The sequence below is a fragment of the Micromonospora sp. A3M-1-15 genome (assembly GCF_024213425.1).
GTDB classification, from domain to species: Bacteria; Actinomycetota; Actinomycetes; order Mycobacteriales; family Micromonosporaceae; genus Micromonospora; species Micromonospora chersina.
In genome coordinates, this window is the sequence record NZ_JANAVK010000004.1 from 664019 (window position 1) to 677303 (window position 13285).

General features: G+C 72.4%; 11 protein-coding genes. 10 read left to right on the top strand and 1 reads right to left on the bottom strand.

Annotated features, from left to right (window positions below; translation table 11 throughout):
* Positions 1-74: 74 nt before the first annotated feature.
* Positions 75-2015, top strand: coding sequence for an excinuclease ABC subunit UvrC (gene uvrC / locus NLX85_RS23545; RefSeq protein WP_254338553.1), 1941 nt, complete (start codon positions 75-77; stop codon positions 2013-2015).
* Positions 2016-3386: 1371 nt separating this feature from the next.
* Positions 3387-4037 (top strand): C39 family peptidase, encoded by a 651-nt coding sequence (locus NLX85_RS23550; protein ID WP_254338555.1) that lies wholly within the window; start codon positions 3387-3389, stop codon positions 4035-4037.
* 69 nt (positions 4038-4106) lie between these two features.
* Here the strand turns inward: NLX85_RS23550 and recQ are convergent, their stop codons facing one another.
* Complete coding sequence (recQ, locus tag NLX85_RS23555) at positions 4107-5948, bottom strand: DNA helicase RecQ (protein ID WP_254338557.1); 1842 nt, start codon at positions 5946-5948, stop codon at positions 4107-4109.
* A gap of 248 nt (positions 5949-6196) precedes the next feature.
* On the opposite strand from recQ, the gene rapZ reads away from it, so the two are divergent.
* The 8 genes from rapZ to NLX85_RS23595 all read left to right on the top strand — a co-directional run bounded on the left by rapZ (position 6197) and on the right by NLX85_RS23595 (position 13251).
* Entirely contained in the window at positions 6197-7105 is a 909-nt protein-coding gene (gene rapZ, locus NLX85_RS23560; protein WP_091322417.1) for an RNase adapter RapZ, read from the top strand.
* Positions 7102-8082: a uridine diphosphate-N-acetylglucosamine-binding protein YvcK gene (yvcK, locus tag NLX85_RS23565; protein ID WP_254338559.1), complete on the top strand. Its 981-nt coding sequence runs from the start codon at positions 7102-7104 to the stop codon at positions 8080-8082. The genes rapZ and yvcK overlap by 4 nt, the downstream gene beginning before the upstream one ends.
* 56 nt (positions 8083-8138) lie before the next feature.
* Positions 8139-9119, top strand: coding sequence for a DNA-binding protein WhiA (gene whiA, locus NLX85_RS23570; protein WP_088999356.1), 981 nt, complete (start codon positions 8139-8141; stop codon positions 9117-9119).
* Between the two features lie 263 nt (positions 9120-9382).
* Positions 9383-10387 carry a type I glyceraldehyde-3-phosphate dehydrogenase gene (gap, locus tag NLX85_RS23575; RefSeq protein ID WP_254338561.1) on the top strand — a complete coding sequence of 335 codons (1005 nt, stop codon included), beginning with the start codon at positions 9383-9385 and terminating at the stop codon, positions 10385-10387.
* A 52-nt stretch (positions 10388-10439) separates the two neighbouring features.
* A complete protein-coding gene (gene pgk, locus NLX85_RS23580) occupies positions 10440-11639 on the top strand; it encodes a phosphoglycerate kinase (protein WP_254338563.1) in 1200 nt (399 codons plus the stop codon).
* A complete protein-coding gene (tpiA, locus tag NLX85_RS23585) occupies positions 11640-12431 on the top strand; it encodes a triose-phosphate isomerase (RefSeq protein WP_254338565.1) in 792 nt (263 codons plus the stop codon).
* 95 nt (positions 12432-12526) lie between these two features.
* Positions 12527-12787: a preprotein translocase subunit SecG gene (secG, locus tag NLX85_RS23590; protein ID WP_254338811.1), complete on the top strand. Its 261-nt coding sequence runs from the start codon at positions 12527-12529 to the stop codon at positions 12785-12787.
* A gap of 119 nt (positions 12788-12906) precedes the next feature.
* Entirely contained in the window at positions 12907-13251 is a 345-nt protein-coding gene (locus NLX85_RS23595) for an RNA polymerase-binding protein RbpA (protein WP_254338567.1), read from the top strand.
* Positions 13252-13285: the final 34 nt, after the last annotated feature.

Below are 13285 nucleotides of genomic sequence, written 5' to 3' on the forward strand. Positions count from 1 at the left end.
CCCCCGCCCCCGCCCCGGCGGCGGGGGACGCGCGGCGACGGCCGGGTGTCGGGGGTGCGGACTAGGCTTGGCGCGTGGCTGACCCCTCGACCTACCGTCCCGCACCTGGCACCATCCCGGAGTCGCCAGGGGTCTACCGCTTCCGCGACGGCACCGGCCGGGTGATCTACGTCGGCAAGGCGCGCAACCTGCGCAGCCGGCTCAACTCCTACTTCGCCGACCCGGTCAATTTGCACCAGCGCACCCGGCAGATGGTCTTCACCGCCGAGTCGGTGGACTGGATCACCGTCGCCACCGAGGTCGAGGCGCTCCAGCAGGAATACACCTGGATCAAGCAGTACGACCCCCGGTTCAACGTCCGCTACCGCGACGACAAGTCCTACCCCTACCTGGCGGTCACCCTCGACGAGGAATACCCGCGGCTGCAGGTGATGCGCGGCGCGAAGCGCAAGGGGGTGCGCTACTTCGGGCCGTACTCGCACGCCTGGGCCATCCGCGAGACGCTGGACCTGCTGCTCCGCGTCTTCCCGGCGCGGACCTGCTCCTCCGGGGTGTTCAAGCGGGCCGGCCAGGTCGGCCGGCCCTGCCTGCTCGGCTACATCGGCAAGTGCTCCGCGCCCTGCGTCGGCAGCGTCACGGCCGAGGGGCACCGGGAGATCGTCAACGGCTTCTGCGACTTCATGGCGGGCCGCACCGACACCATGGTCCGTCGGCTCGAGAAGGAGATGCTGGAGGCCAGCGAGCAGCTCGAGTTCGAGCGGGCCGCGCGGCTGCGCGACGACGTGGCGGCGCTGCGCCGGGCCATGGAGAAGCAGACCGTGGTGCTCGGCGACGGCACCGACGCCGACGTGGTGGCCTTCGCCGACGACCCCCTGGAGGCCGCGGTCCAGGTCTTCCACGTCCGCGACGGCCGGGTCCGCGGCCAGCGCGGCTGGGTGGTGGAGAAGACCGAGGAGCTGACCACCGGCGACCTGGTGCACCACTTCTGCACCCAGGTCTACGGCGGCGAGCAGGGCGAGGCCGACGTCCCGCGTGAGCTGCTCGTCCCCGAGCTTCCCGGCGACGTCGACGCGCTCGCCGACTGGCTCTCCGCCCGGCGCGGCAGCCGGGTGTCGCTGCGCGTGCCGCAGCGCGGCGACAAGCGGTCGCTGCTGGAGACCGTCGAGCGCAACGCCAAGGACGCCCTCGCCCGGCACAAGCTCAAGCGGGCCGGCGACCTCACCACCCGCAGCCAGGCCCTCGACGAGATCGCCGACGCGCTCGGCATGCGCACCTCCCCGCTGCGCATCGAGTGCTTCGACGTCTCCCAGATCCAGGGCACCGACGTGGTGGCCAGCATGGTCGTTTTCGAGGACGGCCTGCCCCGCAAGAGCGAGTACCGCCGGTTCATCGTGCGGGGCGCCACCGACGACCTCTCCGCCATGTCCGAGGTGCTGCGCCGGCGCTTCGCCCGCTACCTCGACGCCCGCGCCGAGACCGGTGAGATCGGCGAGGAGACCGCCGGCGACCCGGACCGGCCCGGCATCGACCCGACCACCGGGCGGCCGCGCAAGTTCGCCTACCCGCCGCAGCTCGTCGTGGTCGACGGCGGCCCGCCGCAGGTGGCGGCCGCCGCGCAGGCCCTCGCCGAGCTGGGCATCGACGACGTGGCGCTCTGCGGGCTGGCCAAGCGGCTGGAGGAGGTCTGGCTGCCCGACGACGAGTTCCCGGTCATCCTCCCGCGCACCTCCGAGGCGCTCTACCTGCTCCAGCGGGTACGCGACGAGGCGCACCGCTTCGCCATCACCTTCCACCGCCAGCGGCGCTCCAAGCGGATGACCGAGTCGGCGCTGGACAACATCCCCGGCCTCGGCGAGGTACGCCGCAAGGCGCTCCTGCGGCACTTCGGCTCGCTGAAGCGGCTGTCCGCCGCGACCGTGGAGGAGATCACCGAGGTGCCGGGGGTGGGCAAGCGGACCGCCGAGGCGATCCTGGCCGCCCTCGACGAAGGCGCCCAACGCACCCCGAGCGCCTGACCGCGCACCGTGCGCCTGACCGCGCACCTTGCCGTCGGCCGGAGCGGTAGGGGCTTCCAGGGTCGTGGCGGTCACCGCACTGGTGAACGCGGACCAGCCCGGTGGCCAGCGCGTTCCACCCGCTTTCGGCCAACCGCCACCGCTCGGCGCCCGCCACCGCTCGGCGCCCGCCACCGCTCGGCGCCCGCCACCGCTCGGCGCCCGCCGCTGCGGGCGTGGGCTCGATGGAACGCCATGGGTGTCTCCGGGCCGCCGAGACACCCATGACGTTCCACTCACCAGTGGTTCCCGTCCGCGCGGCCGAGCGCTGCTGGGCGCTGCTGGGCGGAATGCCCGCTTGCTTCCCCTTTGCGGAGCCGCCGACGAGGATCACCATGCCGGCCCCTGCGCAGATCTTGGAGACTTACCGTTCGCTGCGAACGGGAACTCGCCAAGATCCTTAATGTGCGATGCGGAACGCCCGGTGCCTTGGCGTGCGGCGGACGGGTGCGGATCCGGAATGTCCCGGACGCGTGGTGCTTGCTCCGACTGCGTGATGCCGAGCGCCCGAGGCCGGGGGGTGATGATGCCGGCGGGCCGCCTGTGGGTGGCGTTCGGTTCGAGGCCTGCCCGTGGCGTGTGTCCGTTTCCGGCGACTCTCCTCCCGAGCGCCACCACGGGGACGTGATCGCGGCGACGGGCAGGCTCCAGTGGAACGGCAGGTAGGTTTCCGGGCACCGGTGACCTCCACAGCGTTCCACCGACGCTGCCCCGCGGCCCCTGCGCTCCGGCGGGTTGGGCGAGCCGGCGCGCCCTGGGGTGAATGTCGGCTTTCATGCGGCCCGGTCTGGGGCCGGTGTCCGGTTTCGACCACAGTGTGTCGTGGCCGGCGCCACCCCGGCGGCGGAATGCCGGCGGGGGTGGGGTCGTTGTACATGGCAGACCGCGCAGGACCCCGCCGAGAGCGAGGCCGCCGGTCGGAATGACCGGCTCCGCCCGGTCGATCCACCCCAGCGTCACCGCCGGGCTGGCCGTGGGAATGACCCCCGGGCCCCGGTCGTTATATCTCCCGGACCGCGCACCACCGGTCCGGAGCCGGTGAGCCAGGGAATGACCCCCGGGCCCCGGTCGTTACATCTCCCGGACCGCGCACCACCGGTCCGGAGCCGGTCAGCCGTGGGAATGACGTCCCGGCCCCGGTCGTTACATCTCCCCGGGACATCGGATCAGGTCGAGGGAATCGCTACCCGCCGCCGATGGTTACATCCCCGGGCCGCCCGAGCAGGTCACCCCCCTTTGATCGCCGGGCACCCCACAGACTTCCCCCCTTACAGCGGCATCGCATCCCCCTGCGCGTGCCGCTGAACCCCCGAACGGAAGGCGTTGATCACCATGCGTACCAACACCATGCTGCGCAACACCGTCCTGACCGCTGCCGGTATCGCCGCCACCGCCGGTGGGATCGCCGGCCCCGCGATCGCCGCGCACGCCGCCCCCGCCAACAAGACCCAGGTCAGCACCGACCGCAAGGGCCACGGCGAGCGGGAGCTGGACGTCCGCTACGAGGCCCAGCCCAACTTCTACTACTGCGGCCCCGCCGCCGCCCGCAACGCCATCAGCGTGCTCGGCAAGAACATCGACGTCGACGCCATGGCCAAGGAGATGGGCACCACCGAGAACGGCACCAACAGCATCAACGACATCACCCCCGTCCTGAACAAGGAGACCGGCAAGACCTACCGGTCGGTGGAGATCAAGGACGGCAAGGCCGACGACAAGCAGACCGACACCCTGCGCTCCGACATCGTCCGCACCGTCGACGACGGCCGCGCCGTGGTCGCTAACATCGCCGGCACCGCCACCGACACCGACGGCAACACCCACTCCTTCGAAGGCGGCCACTACATCAGCGTCGTCGGCTACCAGGACAACGGCAAGACCGTCACCATCGCCGACAGCGCCAACCCGAACACCGCCTCCTACCGCATCAGCGTCGACAACCTCGCCGACTGGATCGCCACCCGCGGCTACAGCGCCTCCTGACCGGCCATCCGCTGACAGGAGCGAGCACGAAGGGCCGGCCCCCACAAGGGGCCGGCCCTTCGTCGTGTCTCAGGACTCGGTGAGCACGGCGAGGATCCCCTCGCCGTACTTGGTCAGCTTGTTGTCGCCGACGCCGCTGATCCGGGACAGCTCGGCAAGCGAGGTCGGCGCCTCGGTGGCGATCTGCCGCAGGGTGGCGTCGTGGAAGACCACGTACGCCGGGACGCCCTGTTCCTTGGCGGTGGCCGCCCGCCAGGCGCGGAGCCGCTCGAACACCGGGACGGCGGCCGGGGCGAGGTCGGCCACCACGGTGGCCGAGCCCCGCGGCTTGGCGGACCGGCCGGACGCGGGCCGTTCCGGCTCCCGCCGCATGGTGACGGTCCGCCGGCGGCCCAGCACCTCGGCGCTCGCCTCGGTCAGGGCCAGCGTGCCGTAGTCGCCCTCGACGGCGAGCAGGCCCTCGGCGAGCAGTTGCCGCACCACGCCCCGCCACTCGGTCTCGCGCAGGTCGCTGCCGATGCCGAAGGTGCTCAGCGAGTCGTGACCGTGCTGGTCGATCTTGTCGGTGTGCCTGCCGAGCAGGATGTCCACGCAGTGCCCGGCGCCGAACCGCTGGTTGCGTTCGCGGTCGAGGCGGTAGACGGTGGAGAGCAGTTTCTGCGCGGCGACCGTGCCGTCCCAGGACTCCGGCGGCTCCAGGCAGGTGTCGCAGTTGCCGCAGTTGGCGGTGCCGCCCTCGCCGAAGTATTCGAGGAGTTGCGCGCGGCGGCAGCGGACCGTCTCGCAGAGCGCCAGCATGGCGTCGAGGTGGGCGGCCAGGTTGCGCCGGTGGGCCAGGTCGCCCTCCGACGTCTCGATCATCTTGCGCTGCTGCACCACGTCCTGGAGCCCGTACGCCAGCCAGGCCGTCGACGGCAGCCCGTCCCGCCCGGCGCGCCCGGTCTCCTGGTAGTAGCCCTCGACCGACTTGGGCAGGTCGAGGTGGGCGACGAAGCGGACGTCGGGCTTGTCGATGCCCATGCCGAAGGCGATGGTGGCGACCATGACGAGCCCGTCCTCGCGCAGGAAGCGCTGCTGGTTGGCGGCTCGGGTCGCGGCGTCCAGCCCGGCGTGGTAGGGCAGCGCCGGGATGCCGTTGGCGACCAGGAACTCGGCGGTCTTCTCCACGGAGGCGCGGGAGAGGCAGTAGACGATGCCGGCGTCGCCCGGGTGCTCGTCGCGCAGCAGGGCGAGCAGTTGCTTGCGCGGCTCCCGCTTGGGCACGATCCGGTACTGGATGTTGGGCCGGTCGAAGCTGGCCACGAAGTGCCGGGCGTCGGTGAGCTTGAGCCGGGTGGCGATCTCCGTGCGGGTGGCCGCGGTGGCGGTCGCGGTCAGCGCGATCCGCGGCACCCCGGGCCAGCGCTCGTGCAGCATCGACAGGTTGAGGTAGTCGGGGCGGAAGTCGTGCCCCCACTGCGAGACGCAGTGCGCCTCGTCGATCGCGAAGAGCGCGATCCGCCCGCGTTCCAGCAGCGCGACCGTGGAGCGCGTCGCCAGCCCCTCCGGGGCGAGGTAGAGCAGGTCCAGCTCGCCGGCGAGGAACGCCGCCTCGACCCGCCGCCGCTCGGTCAGGTCCTGGGTCGAGTTGAGGAACCCGGCCCGGACGCCGACCGCGGTGAGCGCGTCGACCTGGTCCTGCATGAGCGCGATCAACGGCGAGACGACCACCGCCACGCCGTCGCGGACCAGCGCCGGGATCTGGTAGCAGAGCGACTTGCCGCCCCCGGTCGGCATCAGCACCAGCGCGTCGCCGCCGGCCACCACGTGCTCGACGACCTCGTGCTGGAAGCCGCGGAAGGCGTCGTAGCCGAACACCCGGCGGAGCACCCGCAGGGCGTCCTCGGTCCGCTCATCGGTGGGGGAGACCATCCGCGCAGTCTACGAGCGCCCGCCGACAGCGCCCCGCCCCGAAGGGGCGCGTGGCGGGAACCGGGACCTCCGCGGAGGGGCAACCGGACCTCGACAAAACGGACAAGCACCTGTTCCGGTCGTCACCCCGTGGAATCCCGGGCGGGGTCGCAGCCGTTAGAGTCGCTGACTGACCATGCGCGGCCGACCGGCCGCGGCGCCACGGCTGGGGGTAGCGGGTGAGCGAGGCGCGGACGGCGGGAGACCTGGTGCCGACCAACGCGGAGACAGCTCTCGGGCGGCCGGCGCCGGCCGAGGCGGACACCACCCTCGTGGTGGTGACCGGCCTGTCCGGCGGTGGCCGCAGCACGGTGGCCCGGGCGCTGGAGAACGTCGGCTACTACGTGGTGGACAACCTGCCCCAGGCGCTCATGCTGGACATGGCCGAGCTGGCGTTCAAGGCCGGCGGCGCGGCCCGGCGCACGGCCATGGTGCTGGACGTCCGCTCGCGGGCCTTCTCCACCGACCTGGCCGGGGCGATCCGGGAGCTGCGCGAGCGCGGCTTCCAGCCCCGGGTGGTCTTCGTCGACGCCGACGACGAGGTGCTGATCCGCCGCTTCGAGAGCGTGCGCCGCTCGCACCCGTTGCAGGGCGACGGGCGGCTGGCCGACGGGATCGCCGTGGAGCGGGCCCTGCTGGAGGAGGCCCGCGACCAGGCCGACGTGATCATCGACACCAGCCACCTCAACGTGAACCAGCTCCGGCGCCGGGTCGAGGAGCTGTTCGGCGGGGAGGACTCCCGCCGGCTGCGGATCACCGTGCTCTCCTTCGGCTTCAAGTACGGCCTCCCGCCGGACGCCGACTTCGTGATGGACGCCCGGTTCCTGCCGAACCCGTACTGGGTGCCGGAGCTGCGCGAGCACACCGGGCGCGAGGAGGCGGTCAGCGCGTACGTGCTGGGCCAGGAGGGCGCGGACGCCTTCGTGGCCGGGTACGCGGACCTGGTCAACGCCACCACCGCCGGTTTCGAGCGGGAGGGCAAGCGCTACCTGACCGTGGCCGTCGGCTGCACCGGGGGCAAGCACCGGAGCGTGGCGATCGCCGAGGAGCTGGCCGCCCGGCTGCGCCGCTCCGGCATCGCCGCCAACGCCCAGCACCGGGACCTGGGGCGGGAATGACCCCGACCAGGGTGGTCGCCTTCGGCGGCGGGCACGGGCTGTCGGCGTCGCTGCGGGCGCTGCGGCACTGCGTACCCGGACTGGACCTGGACATCACCGCGGTGGTCACCGTCGGCGACGATGGCGGCTCCAGCGGGCGGCTGCGCGCGGAGCGCGGCGGCCTGCCCCCGGGCGACCTGCGGCAGGCGCTCGTCGCCCTGGCCGGCGACCACCCGGCCACCCGGCGCAGCGCGGCGCTCTTCCAGCACCGCTTCGCCGCGGTGGCGGAGCGGAGCGGGGGAGGAGCCGATCCGCTCGCCGGCCACGCGGTCGGCAACCTGCTGCTGCACGGGCTGACCGAGCTGCTCGGCGACCCGGTGGTCGCGCTCGACCACGCCGGCGCGATGCTCGGCGCGGTCGGCCGGGTGCTGCCCATGTCCCGGCAGCCGGTCGGCATCGAGGCCCGGGTACGCGGCGCCGACCCCGACCGCCCCGACGAGGTCCGCACGGTGCGCGGCCAGCACCAGGTGGCGGTCACCTCCGGCACCGTCGAGTCGCTGCGGCTGACCCCGGCGGCGCCGGCCGCCTGCGCGGAGGCGGTGACCGCGGTGCGCGCGGCCGACTGGCTGATCTTCGGGCCGGGCAGCTGGTACACCAGCGTGCTGCCGCACCTTCTGGTGCCGGGCCTGGCCGATGCGATCGTCTCCAGCCCGGCGCGTCGGCTGGTGACCCTCAACCTCGTGGCGGAGAAGGAGACCCTCGGGCTCTCCCTTCCCGACCATCTGGACACCCTCCGGCGCTATCTGCCTGAGTTGAAGGTGGACATGGTGTTGGCCGACTCCAAGGCGGTGGGTGATCCCGTGGCGGTGGAACGTGCGGCAGAATCGCTGGGTGCCCGGCTGGTCCTCGCGCCCGTCGCCGTCACCGACGGCACGCCCCGTCATGATCCGGCCGCCCTGGGCGCCGCGCTGGTGCCTGTCCTGGGCGCCGATCGTTAGACACGTACGTAATCACCGGCGACACGCCGGAACCGGTCCGTGAGGGGGCGCGCAACATGGCGATGACGGCTGCGGTCAAGGACGAGCTGAGTCGGGTCGACGTGCCCAAGCCCTGCTGCCGGCGGGCGGAGATGGCCGCCCTGCTCCGGTTCGCGGGCGGGCTGCACATCGTGTCGGGTCGCGTCGTGGTCGAGGCGGAGCTGGACACCGGCGCGGTGGCCCGGCGGCTTCGCCGGGAGATCGCCGAGGTCTACGGCTACCCGAGCGAGATCCACGTGCTCGCCTCCGGCGGCCTGCGCAAGGGCAGCCACTTCATCGTGCGGGTGGTCAAGGACGGCGAGGCCCTCGCCCGGCAGACCGGCCTGCTGGACGTCCGGGGCCGCCCGGTGCGTGGCCTGCCGCCGCACGTCGTGGCCGCCAACGTCTGCTGCGCGGTCTCCGCCTGGCGGGGCGCGTTCATGGCGCACGGCTCGCTGACCGAGCCGGGCCGCTCCAGCGCCCTGGAGATCACCTGCCCGGGTCCGGAGTCCGCGCTGGCCCTGGTGGGCGCGGCCCGCCGGATCGGCATCACCGCCAAGAACCGCGAGGTGCGCGGGGTGGACCGGGTGGTGGTCAAGGACGGCGACGCGATCGCCGCGCTGCTCACCCGCATCGGCGCCCACTCCAGTGTGCTCGCCTGGGAGGAGCGGCGGGTGCGCCGCGAGGTCCGGGCCACCGCGAACCGCCTGGCCAACTTCGACGACGCCAACCTGCGCCGCTCGGCCCGCGCCGCGGTGGCCGCCGCCGCCCGGGTCACCCGGGCGCTGGAGATCCTCGCCGAGGACGCCCCCAACCACCTGACCTCGGCGGGACGGCTGCGGCTGGAGCACCGGCAGGCCTCGCTGGAGGAACTCGGCGCGTTGGCCGACCCGCCGCTGACCAAGGACGCCATCGCCGGCCGGATCCGCCGGCTGCTCGCGCTGGCCGACAAGCGGGCCCGCGACCTGGGCATCCCTGATACCGAAGCGGCCGTCACGCCCGACATGCTCGTGGTCTGATAGGACCAGTGAGGCGTCGAGCTGCGAGGGGGATCACCACCCGCCGCAGCGCGGCGGCGCGCGCTCGGATAAGGTCGCTGCGTACGGCAAGGGGGCCGGCAAAGGCACCCCTAGCCGTGCTCACCGCCTCGGGCGGTCTGGTCTCCTGGGACCGCGGCGGGGTGGCCGAGATGAACCGTCAACGGCCGGCTCCACCGGTCGGCGAACAATCTCCGCCGGCCGGGTCTGACGCCGGCGGACCAGAACGCGAGGAGATGGGACCTGTGACCATCCGGGTTGGCATCAACGGCTTCGGCCGGATCGGCCGCAACTTCTTCCGGGCAGTGCTGGCGTCCGGCGCTGACATCGAGGTCGTGGCGGTCAACGACCTGACCGACAACGCGACGCTCGCCCACCTTGTCAAGTACGACAGCATCCTGGGCCGCCTGCCGCACGAGGTGAAGGCGAGCGCCGACGAGATCACCGTGGGCGGCAAGGCCATCCGGGTGTTCGAGGAGAAGGACCCCGGCAAGCTGCCCTGGGGTGAGGTCGGCGTCGACGTCGTCATCGAGTCCACCGGGTTCTTCACCGACGCCACCAAGGCGAAGGCGCACATCGACGGCGGGGCCAAGAAGGTCATCATCTCCGCTCCGGCGAAGAACGAGGACGTCACCGTGGTCATGGGCGTCAACCAGGACCAGTACGACCCGGCCAAGCACAACATCATCTCGAACGCGTCCTGCACCACCAACTGCCTCGCCCCGATGGCGAAGGTCCTGCAGGACACGTTCGGCATCACCAAGGGTCTGATGACCACCATCCACGCGTACACGCAGGACCAGAACCTGCAGGACGCGCCGCACAAGGACCTGCGCCGGGCCCGTGCCGCCGCGCTGAACATCGTGCCGACCTCCACCGGCGCCGCGAAGGCGATCGGCCTGGTGCTGCCGGAGCTGAAGGGCAAGCTCGACGGGTACGCGCTGCGGGTGCCGATCCCGACCGGCTCGGCCACCGACCTGACCGTCGAGGTCGGCCGGGAGACCACCGTGGACGAGGTCAACGCCGCACTGAAGGCCGCCGCCGAGGGCCCGCTGCGGGGCATCCTCACCTACAACGAGGACCCGATCGTCTCCGCCGACATCGTCACCGACCCGTCGTCCTGCATCTTCGACGCGCCGCTGACCAAGGTGATCGGCAACCAGGTCAAGGTCGTCGGCTGGTACGACAACGAGTGGGGCTACTCGAACCGCCTCGTCGACCTCGTGAAGCTGGTGGGCAGCTCCCTGTGAGTGCGAGGAGTGAGCTTGCGAGCCCCGCAGTCACGAACGGAGGGCTAGCTCTGTGAGCATCCGCAACCTCGACGACCTGCTCGCCGAGGGGGTGTCGGGTCGGCGCGTGCTGGTGCGCGCCGACCTGAACGTCCCGCTCGACAAGCAGAGCGGTGAGATCACCGACGACGGCCGCATCCGCGCCGTGCTGCCGACCCTCAGCGCGCTGGTCCAGGCCGGCGCCAAGGTGGTCGTCTGCTCGCACCTGGGCCGCCCGAAGGGCGCGCCGGACCCGCAGTTCAGCCTCCGCCCGGTCGCCGGGCGGCTCGGTGAGCTGCTCGGCGCGCCGGTGCACTTCGCCGAGGACACCGTCGGCGACCCGGCCCGCTCCACCGTGGAGGGACTGGCCGACGGCCAGGTGGCCCTGCTGGAGAACCTGCGCTTCAACAAGGGTGAGACCAGCAAGGACGACGCCGAGCGGGGCGCCTTCGCCGACCAGCTCGCCGCCTTCGGCGACGCGTACGTCGACGACGCCTTCGGCGCCGTGCACCGCAAGCACGCCAGCGTCCACGACGTGCCGGCCCGGCTGCCGCACGTGGCCGGCCGCCTCGTGCTGCGCGAGGTGGAGGTGCTCGGCAAGCTGACCGGCGACCCGGAGCGGCCGTACGTGGTGGTGCTGGGCGGCTCCAAGGTCTCCGACAAGCTGGCCGTGATCGAGGCCCTGCTGCCGAAGGTCGACCGACTGCTCATCGGCGGTGGCATGTGCTTCACCTTCCTCAAGGCCCAGGGCCACGAGGTGGGCACGTCGCTGCTCGAGAAGGAGATGGTCGAGACCTGCGGCAACCTCCTGGAGCGCTCCGGGGGCAAGATCATGCTGCCGGTCGACGTGGTGGCGGCGGACGCGTTCGCGCCGGACGCCGCGCACGACGTGGTGCCCGCCGACGGCATCCCGAGCCACCGCCTGGGCCTGGACATCGGCCCGGAGACGGTGGCCGGCTTCGCCGCCGCGCTGTCGCAGGCGAAGACCATCTTCTGGAACGGCCCCATGGGCGTGTTCGAGATGGCCGCCTTCGCGGCCGGCACCCGGGGCGTCGCCGAGGCGATCACCAAGGCCGACGCGTTCAGCGTGGTCGGTGGCGGTGACTCCGCCGCCGCGGTGCGGGCGCTCGGGCTGGACGAGTCGTCCTTCGGCCACATCTCCACGGGCGGCGGCGCCTCCCTGGAATACCTCGAGGGCAAGACCCTCCCCGGCATCGCGGCCCTGGAGAACTGAATGGCGAGCACCACCCGCCGGCCGCTGATGGCCGGCAACTGGAAGATGAACCTGAACCACCTCGAGGCGAACCTGCTGGTGCAGAAGCTGGCCGCGAGCCTCAACGAGAAGCAGCTCACCGAGGTCGAGACGGTGGTCCTGCCGCCCTTCACCGACCTGCGCACCGTGCAGACCGCGGTGGACGGCGACAAGCTGCTGATCGGCTACGGCGCGCAGGACCTGTCGCCGTACCAGTCGGGCGCGTACACCGGGGACATCGCCGGGCCGATGCTCGCCAAGCTGGGCTGCACCTACGTGGTGGTCGGCCACTCCGAGCGGCGGCAGTACCACCACGAGGACGACGCGCTGGTCAATGCCAAGGTGGCCGCCGCGCTGGCGAACGGGCTCACCCCGATCCTCTGCATCGGCGAGGGGCTGGAGATCCGCGAGCAGCTCAGGCACGTGCCGCACTGCTGCGACCAGCTCGACGGCGCGCTGCGGGGGCTCACCCCGGAGCAGGTCACCAAGGTCGTCGTGGCGTACGAGCCGGTCTGGGCGATCGGCACCGGCAAGACGGCGACCCCGGACGACGCCCAGGAGGTCTGCGGCGAGGTGCGCAAGCGCCTCGTGGAGACCTTCGGCCAGGGCACCGCGGACCAGGTCCGGATCCTCTACGGCGGGTCGGTGAAGTCGTCGAACGTCGCCGCGATCATGGCCCAGCCGGACGTGGACGGGGCCCTGGTCGGCGGCGCCAGCCTGGACGCCGAGGAATTCGCGCAGATCTGCCGGTTCCCGGAGCACATCGCCCGCTGATCGCTCGCTATCCTTGACGCTGCCCGCCCACCGGTCGGTGCCGCCGTGCCCGACAGGACCGGGCAGTGTTCGCAACGAGAGGACTGACCCCCGCCATGCCGATCTGGTTCGCCTACACGATGATCGTGTTGCTGGTCATCACGAGCATCCTGCTCACCCTGCTGATCCTCCTGCACCGTGGTAAGGGTGGCGGGTTGTCGAGCATGTTCGGCGGCGGCGTCAGCTCCAGCCTGGCCGGCTCCTCGGTGGCCGAGAAGAACCTCGACCGCTACACGGTTCTGGTCGGGATCATCTGGTTCGCGTGCATCGTCGGGATCGGGCTCTGGCTCCGGCTCCAGATGGGCAGCGGCGCCTGAGCGGCGCTCCGAGTCGTACAATCTGCGCGCGGTCCGTCACGGACCGCGCGCAGTTTGTTTCTCCACGCGTCGCCCGCCGCCCAGGCGGCGGTCCCCTCCGACGACAGGAGCGAGCAGCCGTGTCCAGTGGCAACGTCATCCGCGGCACCCGGATCGGGTCCGCCCCCGAGCGCTTCGACCAGCGCGTCGAGCCGGCGCCCCGCCGGCCGGTCACCTACTGGTGTGTCAACGCCCACCGCGTCCAGTTCCTCATCGCCGCCGAGGCGGAGGCCCCGGAGACCTGGGACTGCCCGCGCTGCGGCGAGCCGGCCGGCCCCGACCCGGGCAACCCGCCCGGCCGGGCCCGGGCCGAGCCCTACAAGACCCACCTGGCTTACGTGCAGGAGCGGCGCACCCCGGAGCAGGGCGAGGCGCTGCTCGCGGAGGCCCTGGAGACGCTGCGCCGGCGGCGCGGGCGGGCCTGAACACGCGGGAGCCCCGACCCGCCCGGGCCGGGGC

Coding starts and splice junctions, on each gene's coding strand:
- secG (WP_254338811.1), top strand. CDS start 12,527: ATGCCGATCTGGTTCGCCTACACGATGATCGTGTTGCTGGTCATCACG.
- tpiA (WP_254338565.1), top strand. CDS start 11,640: ATGGCGAGCACCACCCGCCGGCCGCTGATGGCCGGCAACTGGAAGATG.
- yvcK (WP_254338559.1), top strand. CDS start 7,102: ATGACCCCGACCAGGGTGGTCGCCTTCGGCGGCGGGCACGGGCTGTCG.
- recQ (WP_254338557.1), bottom strand. CDS start 5,948: ATGGTCTCCCCCACCGATGAGCGGACCGAGGACGCCCTGCGGGTGCTC.
- whiA (WP_088999356.1), top strand. CDS start 8,139: ATGGCGATGACGGCTGCGGTCAAGGACGAGCTGAGTCGGGTCGACGTG.
- NLX85_RS23550 (WP_254338555.1), top strand. CDS start 3,387: ATGCGTACCAACACCATGCTGCGCAACACCGTCCTGACCGCTGCCGGT.